Genomic DNA, 19,578 nt, shown 5'->3' with positions numbered 1-19,578 from the left:
GTAGTGTTACTTATAATATAATGTTAAAATATTTGTATGTATTAAAAATATAAGACAAATTATATATATGACTTTATCAGTATATATATCCAAAAAATTATTGATATATAAGCCGAGGGTTATTGTAAAAAACTATATTAAAAAATACTAAAAATGATATAATGTAAAAATAGTTTAGTTATTAATGGGGAAAGTAACTAAATAAGTATATGTATAAAATAAAAAATATTTTCGAAAAAAGTTTGATAAAAATTATGATTAGGGGGAGAATATTTATGAATTTTTCAAGAAAAACGATTTTTAAAATTATTGTGACATTCTTTATGATTAGTATAATATTAATGCCATTATATGAAAAAGAAATGTCATATGCAGGTACTCCAGAAGGTGTTTCAATATTTAATGTGTATACAGATTCTACAGGAACTATTTCTGATGGTGGTATTGTGTATATATATGTAAAAACTTCATCACCTTATATGAAACTTTTTGATCCTAATGGATATGAAGTAACTCAGGATTTTGGAACTAAAGCAAGAATAAAACTTAATAACGGTGCATTTGCTGATCTAATAAGTATAGCCGATATGGATTATAATAGCGGTGAAGAATCTCATTCGTATTTAAAATTTAAGTATACTTTTACTTCTGGTGAGGATATAGCAAATTTAGATTTAGATCAAACTGAAAAAGATATAATTTTAGAAACTGGTTATACTATAAGAGATATTGATAATGCTTATGCTTTGATGCCTTCAAGTTTAGATCCAACTGGATCAAGTCATATGCATTTAAAATACTCTGAAGTTACTCCGATTTCAGATGAATTAATAGGTTCTCTAAGTGCTTCAAATGTTACTCTTGGTAGTCCTCAAGTTAATCCTACAGCTGTTTACACTACTGGTTATGATAACACATTAGGAAAGACGCTCTTTGAGGGTGACACTTTAAATATATATGTAAAGCTTGAACCTGATGTTAATTTATATGATAGTTCAACTACAGGAACTCCAAGAACTAATGTTAAAAATGGAGCTAAAATTCAATTGAATAATAATGCATATGCATATTTGACAGAAATATCTTCAGATTCAATTGCAACATATTTAAAGTTTGAGTATATTGTTAGATATGGTGAGTACATAACAGGCTTAAATATAGGATCAGAAGATATAATGGTATCAGACGGTTATCTTAGAACTAGTGACGGTTCGCACACTTTTGGAGTAGGGACTTTAAATGATGGAACTGATATACTTAAATTAGGATATAGTGAGGTAGAAAAATGCGTAGATAATAGCAATTTATCTCCTGCTAATCTAAATGTCGATACAACAAATAGTAATTATAAAGCAGTATCAAAAATTTACACAACAACAACTGATAGCACACTATCGGCAGGAAGTACCGTTGATATATATGTTGCATTAGGAACAGATTCGGTAAAACTTTATTCCACAATTAACGTAGAATCAACAAATTATTATTCATATGTAAGGCTTAAACTTAACAATGGAGCATACGCTAATTTAGTTGGCATTCAGGATTCATCGGTTTCGTATTTAGGACAGACACTTCCAATTACTTTTTTAAAATTTCAGTATACAGTAGGTTCTAGTTCTAGCGAGAATACTAATCAATTAGCATTGGAAAATGACGATATGGAAATTGCGAGTGGCTATTCATTAAGAAAAATAAATAGTAGTTTTACCTATGGTCTTAAATCATTAAATGGCGAAACAATTAAATATTCAAGCGAGATGTTTCCAAGTTTAGATTCTTCTATGCAGAATTCTTCTATTAAAATAGAAGCTAATAACGATTACTACACTGCTTCAAGATTATATACAACTACAACAGGATCTGCTATAACTGTTGATGATACAGTTGATATATATGTAGTTGCTGGCCAAAGTGGATTAAATTTATACAACGGCGAAAATATTAGCACAGATTATACAAAGGCAAAAATAGTTTTAAATAATGGAGGAGAGGCTTACCTTACAAATATAGGTGATAAAGATATATTAGACTATTCTGGGTCTTCATATCCAAGTAAATATACTGTTTTAAAATTTGTATATACAGTTAAGGATACTGATAATAGTCAAAAACTAGATATAGGAAGTTACAATATAGAGGTAGAAACTGGTTATAAACTCAGAGATAATAGTGGTGGTTATGATTTAGGTGTAAATGCATTAGAGGGAAAAAATCTTGAATACTACGATGACGATACTACTTATCCAAATTCAGATGAAATTTTACCGGAATCGAATATAATAATTTCTACAGAATCGTTAGTTAAACCCCTAGTGCTAATATATACTACTACAACGTCTTCAGCGGCAATTACTGTAGGTGAGACTATAGATATTTATGCCGTTTCAAGTGTCGCTGGGATTGGTGTATATGATTTAAATGAAAATGAAGTAAGTCCTCCTTATAATAATGAAATTAAAATTTTGTTGAATAATGGAGCTTATGCATTTTTAGATTCTATAGAGAATTATAGTATAAGGGATGGTTTAACAGTATCTTTATTGAAATTTAAATATACAGTTTCTTCTGGCGAAGAAATCAATGGATTAGATATAGGTGCGGACCATGTGACTATAGGTTCAGAATATGAACTAAGAGATAGTATAAAAGAACATAATGTGGGAAGTGGAGCTTTAAATTCTTTAAAATTGCTGTATAGTCCAAGTATTTATTACACAGATGAATTAGGAACGTTAATAGATGCGAACATAGATATTCTTAGTGGTACTTCTACAAGTGGAAGTTCAGAAACTGTATATGTTCCGCCAGTAGACGTTACTTTGCCAAGTAATTTAAGCGAAGAGGAATTTACCAATAGAGTAGATGATGCCGTTGTTGATTTAGCTAGCAAACTTCAAAATAATGCAAGTGATAGTTTATTGGATTTATCGGTTAATCTTGTAAATAATATGGCAAATTCACTTAAAACTAAAGAATTAGTTAAAAAAGATGTAGACAATTTAGTCAAATTAACTACTCAGGTACAAAATTCTATAATAGATAGAAATAATAGAGATTTTAGAGTTAAATATACAACATCATATTTAGATAAAATTGGTAAAGTAGTTGATGAAATTGATAAAACATCTGAAGATGCTAAAGAACTTAGAAAAACCTCAAGAAAACTTTCTGAAGAAAGTGTTAAAACTATGGGTAAAATTTATGTACCTTATAGTGGAGAAATAACTAAAGGTTCTACCTTCCATAGTGTTTTAAAAGAAAAACTAGATAATTACAAAAAAGATGTTGAGAAAGTAAATGATTCTCTTGATAAAGTTCTAGGAGATAAAGTAGTTAAACCTATAGAACCAGAAATAGTATTAACCTTAGTTCGAGATAAAACTACAAAAGAAATAAAAACATCTATTCATAAAGATGTAATAGAAGAGATTAAAGCTGCAGGGATTAAAAAAGTAGGATTCGAACAAAATGATGTTAAAGTATCAGTTGGAACTGATGAAATGCTTAAAGCCGATAAGAAATTTGAAGTAAAAATGAATTATGAGAAAAAAGTGGTTGGAGAATTACCTAAAAGCACCGAATTTATTGGTAAACCAATAATTACAGATGTAAATATATATGTCGATAATGAAAAAAAACATTCATTTAAAAAACCAATAGAGCTCACATTTAAATTAGATAATTTAGGAATGAACCTTACAAAAGAAGAGAAAAAGAAATATCTTGTAGTTCATAGATTAAATGAAAAAACAGGAGAGTGGGAACCGGTTGGTGGAAGATATGATCCGATTACAGATTCAATAACAACATATAGATTTGGATTAAGTAAATATACAGTACTAAAAACAACAAAACATTTTAGTGATGTAGATAATTCATGGGCAAAAGATGAAATAAATGAAATGCTAGGAAAAGGGATATTAGATAAGAAAGATACATTTAATCCAGATGCAAAAGTAACAAGGGCAGAGTTTACAGCATGGATAGTAAGAGCATATAATTTGGATGAAAATGGAGAAGGAAAAGAATTTAAAGATGTTGATAAAGATAGCCCATATTATAAAGAAATAAAACTAGCATATGAAAATGGATTAATAAATGGAACAGGAGATGGAAATTTTAATCCAGATAAAGAAATGACAAGAGAAGAAGTAGGAACACTAATAGCGTCAGCACTTACGAAATATGAAGGAAACGTTAAAAACTCAAGTATGGCAAATGATTTAGCAAAATATGATGATAACGATAATACATCAGATTGGTCGAAAGATAGCCTAGCCTTACTAGATGAATTACAAATCATGGATAACAAAGACGGATTAAAACCAAAATCAGATATAACAAAAGAAGAAGCAGTAGCAATGTTACACGGGATATATAACTAGCGCGAAGAAAAAAAGCAGTGCGACAAAAGGAACGAAAAGAGTGAGGTGAATTTATTCACCAAAAGCGATTTTCGTTCCTTTTGTCATAGGGCAGAATGCCCGCGTCAAAGCCAAGCGAAGCTTGGGTGGGGCGGCACTGCAAATATTTGAAGAAAGATGATGCGTCAAAGCCAAGCGAAGCTTGGGTGGGGCGGCACTGCAAATATTTGAAGAATGGATAGGATATACTTAATTAGACAACAAATACTCGGACATGATAAACTAAAAATAATTAGAAAACGGAGGTAATCATGTCAAAAAAAAATAAGCATTATACAGATGAATTTAAAGTTCAGATAGTTAATTTAATTAAAAATGGTAAACCGCAAATAGAAGTTGTAAATGAATACAATATAGCACGTTCTACTGTTTATAAATGGATTACAGACTATAATACTACTGGATCATTTAAAGCTAAAGATAATAAAAGTGATGAAGATAAAGAACTTGATAAATTACGAAAAGAAAACCAACAGTTAAAAATGGAAAATGATATTTGCCCTAAAGGATAAGTTCCTCTAAGGTGCTAAAGCACCTAGAAATCACTTAAAAGCAAGCGGCGCTAATAATGGGACGAAAATAGCAGTAATAAATGCAAATAAAGATAGGTACAGTATTAGCGCCATGTGTAAGGTTCTTAAAATAGCAAGGTCAACTTATTATTACGAAAAAAAAACAATAAAAATAGATAGTATTTTAGAAAATAGAATTATAGAAATTTTCAAAAGTAATAGAAAAGCCTATGGTACAAGAAAAATAAAAAAAGAACTTTCAAAAGTAAATATGATAGCTTCAAGAAAGAAAATAGGCAAAATAATGAAAAAATACAACCTTATTTCATCATATACAATTAAGCAATATAAAGTAACAAAATCCTGACTTTGGAACATCATTTAACTAAAAAAATGCTATAATCACTTGAAAATCAAGGTTTATAGCATTTTTAAGTTTTGTGCAAAACTCACTACATTTTATTAATTATTTTTGAAATTGTATCCTTAAATGTAATACTATCTTTAAATTTAAATATATTCTTATTTATATCACTTTTTAATAACTTATCTGATATCATATACAATTTGTCTATTCCATAATCTATTTCAGCTAATTTAAAATTTGATAATCCATTTATTATTTCATGTGTTGATAATTTAATTTCAACCTTCTTTAATTTGTATTCCAATAATCTTTGAAGGACTAGGGCTACATAACAAACAAGGAAATGTGATCTAATACGTCTTGATTTAAAGTGATATACAGGTCTTGCTTCTATGTTCGTTTTTAATATCCTAAACGATTCCTCAATTTTATAAAGTGACCTGTATGCTTTCATAATCGATACTGGATCCATAGCTAACTTGTTTGTAACTATATAAAAATATCCAAAATTTTCTCGTTCTGCTGATATTTTTCCTTCATCTATTTCTACTAGTATTTTTTCTTTAGGATTTTCAGTAGCTTTGTAATATCTACTCTTTGATTTGGCAGTTGCATTTTTTGTGAAGTCTTTTAAATTTTTCTGAGCCTTTTCAATTGTCTTTTTTTGCTTAATCATTTCACGTTCTTTGTATAAATCAGAATATTTCTTGATTACCAACTCTTTATAATTTTCACCTTCATGTGAAGCTGTTCGAATAGCTGTGATATAACCACTTCTATATTTAGAATCTTTCCCAGATGTAATATTCCAAGTTTGATCAAACTTTGTCTTTTTAATTTTATCAGGAACTGAACTAGACTTTGAACCAACAATATAATTTAAACCTTTGTCTCTAATCATCTTTAGATTTTTTTTTGAGTTTAAGCCTCTATCTGCAACAATGACAATATCCTTTATTTTATAATTATGGAGGACATCATCAATAACCTTTTCCATTGTATGAAGTTCATGTTCATTTCCTCTAAATAGCTTATATGAGATTGGAATCCCATCAGAATCAATTAATAATCCCATTACTACTTGTGTTTCATTTCTTTTATTGTCTTTACTCATTCCACGTTCTCTAAGTTCATCTTCAATAAATGACTCAAAGTAATAAGTTGTGCAGTCATAAAGAGCAAATGACATATTTCTTTCTGGTATAATTTTATCTATAGTTTTATTAAGATGCTTAAATAATTTGTTTTCAGTCAATTTAAAATTCTCATCATACGATTCTGTAAGTACATCAATCTCTTGTAAAGTATTGTTGATATTTGATTCTAGTATCTTTTTAACTTCATCATCTACAGTTGATATAAGAGCATTCATATCATTAATAACTGTACATTTTTCAGATAATTCTTTTGATTTATGTTTATTAAATCCAGAAAAAACATCTAGACTTGAGTAAATATTGTCATTATTTATGAAACTGAAATCATAAAGAAAATCATCTTTTCTTTTAGCTACTTCATGTTTACTAGCAGGATTAAATAATCGTCCTAATATTTGATAAAACATCATATCACTAAAGTTATACTCTAGTTTAGAGTCTTTAGTTAATTTGTTAAAAAATCTAGGTAACTTCAACTCATTAAAGATTGATAGATATGGTAAATAGCCAATATTTTTATTATTAAGAGAAAGTTTTTGATTAGCTATAAAATCTTTAAATGATTTAAATCCTTTAGCTTCTTTTTCGAACCTAATCATTTCTTTTAAATCAACTTCTGCTTTTGCTAAAGCTTTTTTTCCTTCTTTTGAATTTAAGTCATGTGAACCATAGCTTTTAATCATTATTTTTTTTGATTTTTTAGTTTCAGGATTTCTAATCCCTTTAGCAATAGAAATATAATATTTTCCATTTCTTGATTTAGATTTACTAATATACATACATATTCTCCTTTATATATATTATACATCATTTCTTTCCTCACGGCAAGTTGTGAGGAAAGAAATACAAAAAAATAATGAGAAATATTGAAATATCAACAATAACTCATTATTAGTTGCAAATTTATGTTCCAAAGTCAGGTGATAGCTTCAAGAAAGAAAATAGGCAAAATAATGAAAAAATACAACCTTATTTCATCATATACAATTAAGCAATATAAAGTAACAAAATCAAAAGTTAATGAAGATAAAATTGAAAATTTAGTTAAAAGAGAGTTTGATGACAAAAAGTGTCTTGAAGTAGTAGTAAGTGATTTAACTTACGTTAATGTAAATGGTAAATGGAATTATATATGCCTAATATTAGATTTATTTAATCGTGAAATAGTAGGATATGCAGCAGGTAAGAATAAGACTGCAAAGCTTGTATATAAAGCTCTTACAAGAGTAAAAGAGCCATTACATAATATAGAAATTTTTCATACAGATCGTGGAAGTGAATTTAAAAATAAACTGTTAGATGAAGTATTATTAAATTTTAATATTAAGAGATCTTTGAGCAAAAAAGGCTGTCCTTATGATAACGCAGTAGCAGAAGCAACATATAAAATTATAAAAACAGAATTTGCATTTAATAGAATATTTAAGAGTTTTGAAGAATTGGAATTAGAGTTATTTGATTACGTAAATTGGTATAATAACAAGAGAATTCATGGGTCTTTAGATTATTTAACACCCATTGAATATAAAACTATAATGTCTGATAAAAAACTGTCTTAATTAATGTTGACAATCCACTGCAAATATTTGAAGAAAGATGATGCGTCAAAGCCAAGCGAAGCTTGGGTGGGGCAGCACTGAAAAAATTATTTATTAAAAAGGAAAATAAAAAACAGCGAAGGTGAGTTTACTCACCGAAAGAGGTTTTTCGTTCTTTTGTCCGATGGCTAAGAGTTCTAAGATTCCCTTGATGAGGGAAATCAAGAACTCTACAGCCCCTGGATTATAATTTCTAATTTTCATATAGAAAAACGAAATTACATTATCGAAATTTGTCGAAAAATGTCGAAAAATGTCGAAAAACCACCATATTAATCAACGATTTCATAAAATGTTATAATTATACAAAAAATCATTGCGTTAAAAAATTATTAATGGTACAATTTAGTTGTTTGTGTTTTAAATTAGCAATATTGCTATATGTAAACATAAATGATTTTTTTAGTTTTTGAGGAGTATTTTATTTCATTCAAAATTTAATCAAGTGCTTTTTAAGAGTTTTAATGTTTAAGAAATTGGATTACTAGAACTCTAAAAAATTGTAAAAAGTTGATAATGTTAATTGGGAGGAAGACAGATTGAAAAAATTAAAGTACGTTGTGGTTTTTACCTTATTTATCTTTATGTTTAGTGCAGTGAATTTTGCAACTGTACCATCAGAGATAAATGATGGTGTAATAACTTTTAAAATTGATGGAATACCTGCTGAACCAAATGGATTAGCTATAAAAAAAGTGAATGTTGTAGGAATTATGGACCTAGGTGACAAAGTTTATGTTGAAAAAAGTTTTGATTCAAATGAACTTCCTATGAAACTTACAAAAAAGACGGATGATTCATATGAGTTTGTAGTAAAAAATCTTGACTTTACAAAATATAAGAAATTCATTATCACGTATTCTTATAAAAATGGATTAAATTGCTATCAATTTGCTCAGGAATTTACGAAAAATGGACAAAGTAAATCACAAAATATTAGTGATTTAACTAATGTGTACACATTAGATACTGCAAATTTTCATAAAAATAGTGATGTGTCTATTATTGTGTATTTAAATTTTTTAAATCGCGGACTTTACATAGGTGAATTTTGGAATTTTAATGTTGGTTTAAATGAAGAATCCTATAAATTATATTTACCAGATGGTAAATATATGTTAAATATTCACGATAAAAATAAAGAGTATAGAGAATCAAAAAATTATTTTTTAGATAATGTTACTGGTCTAGGTAATACAAGTCAAGTAATTACGATTAACAATGTATGTAAACTAGCAGTTGATTTAGGTGACCTATATGATCGTGCTTATTTATTTACTACTCCTAAATTTTATACAAATTTAGCCTATGCTGTAAATATACATCCTTATTTAGAAATGAATAATCTTGTTATAAATAAAGATGTAGAAAATATCGAAATAGATATTGATCGTGGAGTTCTTGCTTACGAGTATTTTATAAAAGGACCATTTAATACAGATTCTAAAACAATTTCACTAGGAAAAAATATAATGTTAAATATTTCAAAAGATAAATTTGATATTAATGAAAACATAAGAATTGGAGATATTTTAGAAATTAAAGATCAATATGAAAATAAATTAGATATTAGAAATAGTAATAATGAAAAAAATATATTTACTTTAAAATGGAAAAACAAAAAAACAAAAAAAATAGTGAAACAAGATGGTTTTTCGAGTGTATGGAATAAATTTAATGTTCCTATAAAAAGCGGAGATTATTCTTTAGAAATAAGCGCTGACTTTGGAGTTTTAGGTAAATATTCAACTACAAAAGATGTAATTGTTACTAATGATAGTGGAATAAAACCTAAAATAACAATGAATGTTTTAGATAAAAACGCCAACTTATATACAGGTCAAGTTGAACTTTGTATTGCTACAAATAATAGTGCAATATATGGGAAAAAATTTACTATAGATCAGGGGAAATTAATTACAAACATTAGTGAGTTGGAAGGTATTAATAATGCAAAATACCTATATGTAATTCCGCTAAATGATAAATTTAATGCAAATTCTTTAAAAATAAATTTGAGCGGTAAAGATTTTTCAAGTGGAATGGATATTGGAAATGTTAATTTTCAAGAACCTACAATCAAGATTTTAGCATTAGATAGTAAAGGTATACTAATGCCAAATTCTGATATATTCTTAAAATGGGATGATGGTGATTTATTAATCACTCACTCATCAAAAGGTGATTTTGCATTAGCACCTCTTAGTATTAATAATCTAAAAAATATAAGTGTTCGTATTGAGAACTATAATGAAGGCCTATTTTCAAACTTTAAAACAATAGAAGGTAATAAAAAAAATGTAAAGATGTACTTTACTGAGATAAATTATGCAAGAAGTTTTGATAAGTATAGTAAACTTTTAGAGAATAATATTTTTAAAAATAGTTTTAAAAAATCAAAAGTTTTTTTAGGTATAAAAGTACTATCAATTATAAACGATATTGACGAAGGTATACAAAAAGATAAAACAACCAAAAACGTTTTAAAAAAATATGGTTTTTCTGATGATGCTGTATTGTCTTTAATAGCTACAATGGTGAATTCAAAAGAATTACTATTAAATATTTTAGATGATAATGATGCAGAAGGTTATCAAAAATACTTCAAATATGAAGATCAAATTAAAATACTATGGGATAATATGTATAATGCTCTTCCTATTGAGACGCGGGATGAACTTGATAAGTATGAATATTATGGTCATACAAAAGTAGCAGTGTTAAAGAAAGTATTTGATGTTATTATGTCGAGTGGAATCGGAAGCGAAACATATAATACAGAAACAGGAATATACTCGAATGAAAAATTTGGAGTAAAATCAGATGTGACAGCTAAATTAGTAGAATTGTTATCTTCTATAAGAAAAAGTTCAACTCTTTTAACTAGCGAAGAACTTAAGGATATTAATGATCTGTCTGAAGCGCTAGTTGCTACGATAAATATTACAATAGAGGCTACAATTAATAATTTAAGCGATGTAAATAAAAATAATGCACTTATATTAGCAAAAGAATTTGGTTTAATAAAAATTACAAATCATAATCCAGTAATAAAAATTACTGGTGGAAGTTATAGAAAATTGATGGTAGGAGATGATTTTTCTAGTCAAGGAGTTACTGCAATTGATGTAGAAGATGGAGAGATAACTCCTAAAATATCTGGAAATGTAGACACAAATAAAGAAGGAATTTATAAAGTAGTATATACAGCTACTGACTCTGATGGAGCTAAAAGTAGTAAAACATTAACTGTTGAGGTTAAAAAAATTAGTATAATTTTATCTACTAGTACTGCTAGTAATAAAGTAAAAGTTACTATGAATGATTCGTTTGATATATCGAAGTTAAAGATTAGTATAAAAGAAAAATATGGATCTAAATTAGAAGTACCTGTTTTAAAAATAGAGTCTGATGGGTCAAATACGCTGTTACTCACAACAGCTAATCAAAATAGAGTATTGTACAAAATTACTATTGATTGTTTATTAAATTCAAATAATACTCTAGTAGATGATGATGTATTTATAGGACTTGGAGAAGTTTCAGCTAATTTACAAACATATTTATCTATTTTAGGTGATTTAGGCATAAGTAAAAATAGTTTATCAATAAATTCTATGTTAACACGTGAAGATATGATAGTTATATTTACAGAACTTATGGGGTGTGATGCAGAAGCTAAAAGTTATTTTATTCCAAGTATTTTTGAAGATATTTCATCAAGCATCTGGAAACGCTATATTGCATATGTATATATGAGAGGATGGATGAATGAAAAAGGGCAATTAACACATTTTAAGCCTAATTCACAAGTAACAGCTAATGATATTGCTATGTATATGCTAAAATCACTTGGATATAATCCTACTAAAGCTACAGCTTTTAAAGAAGCTAAGAAATTAGGCATTTTCTATTATAATGATTCATTAAAAGAGTCAGATAATATTAGTAAAAGAGATGCAGAAATAATTGCATCAAAAACACTAGACACTAATATATATGGTAAAAAAACAAAATTATCAGATAAACTTGGATTTATTTCTAATTATAAAAATTCAAATGAAGCGCCCGTTGTAACTATTAATGGTGAACATACAATTACATTAACTGTTGGAGATAAATACACAGAATTTGGCGCTAGTGCAAAAGACAAAGAAGATGGTGAAATTATTCCTGTAAAAACTGGAAATGTAGACATGAGTAAAGAAGGAATATACGCAATTAAATATACTGCGACTGATGCTTTAGGATATAAAAGAACTGCAGTGCGAATAGTAACTGTAAAAAAAGCTAGAGTTGATAATGGTGGAAGTTCGCCTGTAAATAATTCGCCGAGTGGAAGTTCAACGCCAAGTAGTTCACCGAGCAGACCTTCTTCATTTAGCGTACCTCCAAATTTTGCTATGAGTAACCAGCCTACTAATGAAAATACTTCTGCACTGAATAAGAATGATGAAAAAGCAGTAGCAGATATATCGAAAAATTTACCACTTAAAGGTAAAAAAATTGATAATGCTATGCAAGAAAAAATCAAACAAAAAGTTGAAGCATTGGTAAAAAACATGAATAAAGATAGTTTGACTGCAAAAGATGCAGATAAAAAAGTGATTGAGTTAAATAAAACTATAAAAAAAGTAATAGAAAGTCTAAACTCTGATAAAGCATTAGAAGTTGTAAATAATCAAATAGATTTAACTAATAAAGTATTAAATAATACAAATCTGGATTTTGATTCGGCAAAAACTATGGTTAAAGATATGATCAGTACTAATGTTAAAACTCTTCTTGCAAAAGAAGATATTAATAGGGAAGAAAGAGATAAAAACACAAAATCAGTAAAAACAGATATAGCATTAATGGTTAAAAAAGTTATTAAAAAAGCAGCTACGTTAGAAATTAAATCTGAAAAAGCAATAAATGATAAATCTAAAGTAACTAATTTTAAAGTTACTAAAGAACAAATGAAAAACATAATTACATCCTCACTTTCGGCTAAATTAGATATGGTTAAATCACTAAATGAAAACGGACTTGAAGATGTTGCAAAAGAAGTAAAACAAAATGTTAATATTAAACTTCCAAAGGTTAAAGATGATCAAAAAACTTCTCTTAAATTAGATGAAGAATCTATTAATAAATTAAGTGAAGGAAATGTTGGCTTAACAGTAGAAGCAAAAGGAGTTAACTTTATACTTCCTGTTTCATTAATGAAAACAGTAAAAACAGGACTTACTATAGAAAGTAATGAAGTGCTAAACACTGTAGTAGGTAAAACAAACGCAGGGAAAGCAAAACCATTAAAAACAATGGACTTATCTGTTGGAAATGGCGGGAATAAAGTTAAAGGCCAAGTAGAATTATCATTTGATATTAGCGAAGTAGCTAAAACAGATTTAGATAGTCTAATGATAGGAGTACTAGAAAACGGTAGATGGAAAAAACTTAATTATCGTGTAGAAGAAAATAAAATAATATTTACAGCACCACACTTTAGTATCTATTCATTGATGCAATATGAATCAACATTTGAAGATATTGATAAAAACTGGGCAAAAAAATATATAGATTCATTAACAACAAAGGGTATAGTAGATGGTAAAAGTGATATTGCGTTTGATCCACAAGGTCAAATAACAAGAGCAGAATTTGCAAAATTATTAGTAACATACTTAAAATTAGATGACGCAGTAAATTCAAACTTTAAAGATGTTGCAAAAGATTCATGGTATTACAATGTGGTGGGAATAGCTGGAATAAATGGAATATCAGCAGGAGCAAAAGAAGGCGATTTCTATCCAAATCAAGCAATAACAAGAGAAGATATGGCTGTAATGATAGCGAAAGCGTATAGCATTAATAATGGTGTAGATTTAGAAGGAACATCAGATAAGTTTGGTGATGATGCTTTAATTTCAGATTATGCAAAAAAAGCTGTATATGCATCAAAATCAAATGGAATTATTACAGGCTATGCTGATAATACCTTTAAGCCTAAAAGTACAGCAACAAGAGCAGAAGCCGTTAAGATTATTTATGAATTTTTAAATAAATAATTAATTAATAAAATAAGTACTGTTCAATAATATTAATATTGCAAAAAAATAGATTATATCTTTGAAATTGTTTTTCAAAGTATGATCTATTTTTTTAGTAATAATTTTGAAATATAAATTATATAATACTGTTAAAAACTAAAATTACTAGTATGTGATATAATGAAAATTAAGAATTAATACAAATTACATAAACAAGTGCCATCCTATGAACACTCTTTTATCATAAAGTGAGATGTTTTTGAGTGACATTTCTAAAAAAGGAGAATTCCATGAAAAAAAACAAACTAATATCAATACTACTAATACTATTATTAACGTTTTCCGCACTTCCAACATTTGCAGATACAACTTTTAATATTGATACAAGTAAGGTTGATAAAGACTACATAGATTATTTAGTTAATGTGATTAGTAATAATTATAAGTATGATGTTACAAAAAAACAGTTATATGAAGGAATGTATAAGGGTATATTTGAAACACTAGATAAACATAGCAGATATTTTACACCAGCAGAGTTTAAAGAATTTAATGTTGATACTTCTGGTGAATTTGGCGGAATAGGAATTGTTATAACAGCAAACGAAGGCGGATATATAAGAATAGTTTCTCCAATAGAAGGAACACCTGGTTTTGAAGCTGGATTAAAATCAAAAGACCTTATAGTTGAAGTAAATGGAACTGATATTAAAGATTGGTCGATAGAAAAAGCTGTAACTGTTATGAGAGGAACACCGGGAACAAAAGTTAGTCTAGCTGTAAAAAGAGATGGAGAAAAGGAACTACTTAAAATTGATATAATAAGAGACAAAATAGTAATAAATCCTGTAAAATACTCAGTAGATAATAATAATATAGGACTTCTTAGAATAACAGAGTTTAATAACAATACATCCCAGAATGTTACAAAAGCAATAAAAGAGTTTAATGAAAAAGATGTAAAAGGGTTAATTATAGATTTAAGAGGAAACCCAGGTGGACTACTTTCAGAAGTATTAGATGTAGCTGATAATTTTGTTAAAGCAAATAAAGAACTGTTATATGTAGATTATAAAGGAACAGATGAAGATGTCTATAAGTCGAAGCGCTCACCCACCTACTACGGAAAACCAATTGTAGTTCTTATAGATGGTGGCTCAGCAAGTGCATCTGAAATCTTGACAGGCATATTAAAAGATTATAAATTGGCTGTAATTATGGGAGAAAATTCTTATGGAAAAGGAACTGTTCAAACATTAAAAGGATCAAATGAAAAAGGTGGATTTAAACTTACTATAGCAGAATACCTCACTCCTAGTAGAAATAAGATTGATAAGGTAGGCATAAAACCTGATCTAGAAATTAAATCTTTAAAATTTGTAAGTAGGGATGATATAGATAAACTTGCACCCTTTGCTGAAAAAAGATCAGTTTCAAAATTAGGTGATGTAAGTCTTAATGTTTATGCAGCTCAGGAAAGACTTAACTTAATAGGTTATAAGATTAAAGTAGATGGAATTTACGGTAAAGATACAAAACAAATAATTAAAGAAATTCAAACGAAAATGCATATAAAAAGTGATGGTATACTTGGAAAAGGAACGGAAACTAAATTAAACAATGAGGTAGAAAAAATCTCTGAAGGAAAAGGCGAAGATTTACAAATAAAAGAAGCAATTAAAAAGATATTAACATTATCCACAGCTTCTGTTGATAAATAGTGGTGAAGTGTTTAATATAGCCTTTATAGTGTAATGCTTTTTACAGTTATATTACAAAGGACTTGTAGTAGTTGCTACTATTTAATAGTGGTGATATAATCATTTTAGAATTGGTGAGGTGTCTATAGAACTCATCAGTTCAAAATCACCGATATGAAGGGTAGTCGGATGATTACATATTTTCCCTTCAACAAAACACATTTTATACTAAAAGGGAGGAATTTAAACATGAAGAGAGTATTATCTCTTGTACTAGCACTTGTATTAGTGTTAGGAACAATGCCAATGGCATTCGCTGATGTTACTGCAACATCAATGGACGCTGGTCAAACTCTTAAGACTTACGGTCTTGTTCAGGGTGACGAAAATGGCAATTTAAATGAAGAAGGAATGTTAACACGTGCTCAAATGATGGTAGTGTTAGCAAGATTATTAGGAGTTGAGGACGAAGCTAAGGCTTACGCAATTCCAAGTACTTCAACTGACGTTGAAGGTCACTGGGCAGCTCACTATATTGCTTACGCAGAAATGAAGGGATGGACTTCAGGCGTTGGTAATGGAATGTTTGCTCCAGAAGGAAAAGTAACAACTCAACAAGTTGCTAAGTTTATGCTTACTGCACTTGGTTACGAAGCTAACTGGGCTACTGCTGTTGAAGATGCAACTGCAAAAGGTCTTATGACTGGCGTTACTGCTGGTAAAACTGAAGACATTAACAGAGGTCAAGTATTTTCTGCAATGTTAAACACAGTAAACACTCCTAAAAAAGGAACTGAAACAAAATTAGGAGAAGCTCTTGGTGTTCTTAAGCCAGAAGTTGTTGTTCCTACTGCAGTAGCTGTTAAAATTGACACTGCTGTTGCATTAAACTCAAAAGTTGTTGAAGTTGCTTTAACAGATGCTGGAACTATGGTAGATGCTTCTGTATTTACTGTTAAAGATGCTGCTGATAAAGCTATTGCAGTTAAATCTGCTAAGTTCGCTGAGTGGGATACTGATAAAGAAACAGTTCTTCTTACTTTAGAAGCTTCTACTACAGATGGAACTCTTTACACTGTAACAAGTGGAGATACTTCTGCTAACTTCGGTGGAAAAGCTGCTGACGAAGATGCTCCTACAGTATCAAGTGTAACTTCAGAAGATTATAACCAAGTAAAAATTACTTTTAACGAAGCTGTTGATTTATCAACATTAAAAGTAAGCTTAGCTAAAAAATATGGTACTAAAGATGCTTTAGCTGTATTAAACATGGAATATGATGGAAATGATGCAATTCTTTTAACTACTGCTGATCAAGCAGAAGCTACATTATATTCTGCAGACATTACTAAAACTGCTGACTTAGCTGGAAATGTAATGGATGATGATGATACAAATACTTTCGTTGGAACTGTAAAACCATCTGACGAAATTAAAGTTTCAGGTTCAAAATCAAATGACTACAACAAAGTAGCAGTTTTACTTGATCAAAAAGTTGATGCTGCAACAGTAGTACCTGCTAACTTTACTATTAAAGAAAAATATGGCGACAAAAAAGAAGTAACTGTTGTAGATGCTGCTTTAGCTGCTGATGATGATGAATATTATGGTTCAGCTAAAATTTCTGCTTCTACTGTTACAGAAGAAAAACAATATGTTATCTTAACTGTTTCTGATTTAACTGATGCAACTTTATATGAAGTTACTGTTAAAAATGTTAAATCAATTTATGACACTAAATTAGATACTGATAATGACACTGCTACATTTGTTGGACAAGCTAAACCAACTGATGATTTAACAGTATCAAGTGCTACATCAACAGGAAATAATGAAGTAGATGTTACTTTCTCTGCAAAAGTAGACGAAGACATTAGCGCATCATTATTTACTGTAAAAGAAAAATATGGTGACAAAGCTACATTAGCTGTTACTGATGCTTCTGTAGATGGAAAAGTTGTTACTTTAACTACTGCAGATCAAAAAGATGCTACTCTTTATGAAATTACAGTAGGAAGCGACGCAAAAGATATTTATGGAAACAAATTAGATACTGATAATGATTCTACTACATTTGTAGGTCAAAAAGTTGCTGATAAGATTGCAGACATTACTAGTATTACAAGAAATACTGATACTACAATAACTGTTAAATTTGATCAATCAGTTGGTGATAATGCTACTGACGTTGCTTATTACTCAATTAACAATGATATTGGATACCCTTCAAAAGCAGAAACTGTTTCAGGTGCTGCTGATAGCATTAAGTTAACAATTCCAAAGACAGAAACTGGAACTGTATATACTTTAACTGTTAAAAAAGGTATACAAAATATTGACAAAGTTGTTTCTACTGATGAATTAACAGAAACATTTGCTGGTCAAGGAACTACTGCTTCAAATCCTAAATTAGAAGCTGCTGTAGTTGTTAACGATCAAATGATGAAATTATACTTTGATAAAGACGTAACTGATGAGAATCTTGATTCAGCTGCACTTACTTTCACAAGTATTTCACCAACAATTACTTCTAAATATGAAGACCCAACTAACAATAAAGTTTTAGTATTAGTTGCTGCTGCTGACACATTTGCAGTTGCAGGTTCTACTGATACTGCTAATATTAAAGTTGCTGGTACTGATTCAGATAATGATAATGTTGACTTTGCTTTAAATAGTACAGATGCAGACGCTGTTACTGTTTCAGGTATTGTTGCATTAAACTCAAAAACTCTTAGAGTTTACTTTAATCAATATGTAGCTAGTGTTAATGTAGCTAAATTAGCTCTTGCTGCTAAAGATGGTACTCCTGCTTCATTTAATCCTACTAGTGCAGTAGCTGTTAATGATGCTAAAACACAATATGATTTCAAACTTGGAACTGCATTAACTAATGAGACATGGACTGCAACAATTACTGCAGGTTTTGCAATTAATGATGCAATCGTATTTAGTACAGATGCAGATGATTTATCTCTTGACTTTGCTGGTTCTGCTGATTCAGATTTATATATCGATGATGTATATGCTGTAATGTCAGATGAGCAACATGTAAAAGTATACTACCCAGAAGCTATGGACGAGGGAACTCAAACTGCTGATTATGCATTCACAAATGCATCTGCTCCATCAATTACTTTAGTTGAGTGGAATGATGATGCAACAATTGCTACATTAACATTAGGTTCTACTTATCCTTCAACAGTAGATCAAGATACTTTAACTATTAATTTAGCTTCAGTTTATGATAAAGCTGGTGTTAAAGTAGTTGAATCTTCAGATTCTACTCCAGTTGCAATTACTTCAGACTTCGGTGTAAGTACTGCTTCTGCTTCAGATGTTAAGATTGATGATTTATCAGCTACAACTGCTGGTGCAATCACAGTAACATTTGATCAAAATGTAAATGCTACTGCTACTGCAGCTTCTGATTACACAGTATCTGTAAATGGAACTGACGTAACTGTAACTGTTGCTGATGTAACTGCTAGTGATGATGAAGTAGTATTAACTTATGCTACAGGATTATCAGTTGATGACGTTGTTAAAGTAACATTAAATGATACTACTAACGTTAAAGGCTTATATGACAATAAAAATCTAGATGAAGATAATTCTTACACTACTGTTGTAAAATAGTAATTGCAAAAATAATTAATTCTGATTTAGAAAAAGGCTAATCTTAGGATTAGCCTTTTTTAAATAAAAAATTAATTTTCAAATAATACATAGAATGATATAATTTAAGCGTTAGGTAAAATTGATACAATGGAGAGTGTTTT

General features: G+C 29.0%; 6 protein-coding genes and 1 pseudogene. 6 read left to right on the top strand and 1 reads right to left on the bottom strand.

Going from position 1 to position 19,578, the window contains the following annotated elements; all coding sequences use genetic code 11:
• Positions 1-275: 275 nt before the first annotated feature.
• Together AACH12_RS13865 and AACH12_RS13860 are read left to right on the top strand one after the other, a co-directional pair.
• Positions 276-4,388 (top strand): S-layer homology domain-containing protein, encoded by a 4,113-nt coding sequence (locus AACH12_RS13865; protein WP_338535971.1) that lies wholly within the window; start codon positions 276-278, stop codon positions 4,386-4,388.
• Positions 4,389-4,678: 290 nt separating this feature from the next.
• Positions 4,679-5,294: pseudogene (locus AACH12_RS13860) on the top strand (helix-turn-helix domain-containing protein); the annotation flags it as partial.
• 97 nt (positions 5,295-5,391) lie between these two features.
• On the opposite strand, the gene AACH12_RS13855 reads toward AACH12_RS13860, so the two are convergent.
• Positions 5,392-7,242, bottom strand: coding sequence for an IS1634 family transposase (locus AACH12_RS13855; RefSeq protein ID WP_338535970.1), 1,851 nt, complete (start codon positions 7,240-7,242; stop codon positions 5,392-5,394).
• 126 nt (positions 7,243-7,368) lie between these two features.
• On the opposite strand from AACH12_RS13855, the gene AACH12_RS13850 reads away from it, so the two are divergent.
• The 4 genes from AACH12_RS13850 to AACH12_RS13835 all read left to right on the top strand — a co-directional run bounded on the left by AACH12_RS13850 (position 7,369) and on the right by AACH12_RS13835 (position 19,435).
• Complete coding sequence (locus tag AACH12_RS13850) at positions 7,369-8,022, top strand: IS3 family transposase (RefSeq protein ID WP_338535969.1); 654 nt, start codon at positions 7,369-7,371, stop codon at positions 8,020-8,022.
• 578 nt (positions 8,023-8,600) lie between these two features.
• Entirely contained in the window at positions 8,601-14,114 is a 5,514-nt protein-coding gene (locus AACH12_RS13845; RefSeq protein WP_338535968.1) for an S-layer homology domain-containing protein, read from the top strand.
• Positions 14,115-14,386: 272 nt separating this feature from the next.
• Positions 14,387-15,817: a S41 family peptidase gene (locus tag AACH12_RS13840; protein WP_338535967.1), complete on the top strand. Its 1,431-nt coding sequence runs from the start codon at positions 14,387-14,389 to the stop codon at positions 15,815-15,817.
• A 228-nt stretch (positions 15,818-16,045) separates the two neighbouring features.
• Positions 16,046-19,435, top strand: coding sequence for an S-layer homology domain-containing protein (locus AACH12_RS13835; RefSeq protein ID WP_338535966.1), 3,390 nt, complete (start codon positions 16,046-16,048; stop codon positions 19,433-19,435).
• Positions 19,436-19,578: the final 143 nt, after the last annotated feature.

Origin of the sequence: Helicovermis profundi, from assembly GCF_033097505.1 — a bacterium.
GTDB lineage: Bacteria > Bacillota > Clostridia > Peptostreptococcales > Acidaminobacteraceae > Helicovermis > Helicovermis profundi.
This window is presented reverse-complemented; position numbering and strand designations above follow the sequence as displayed.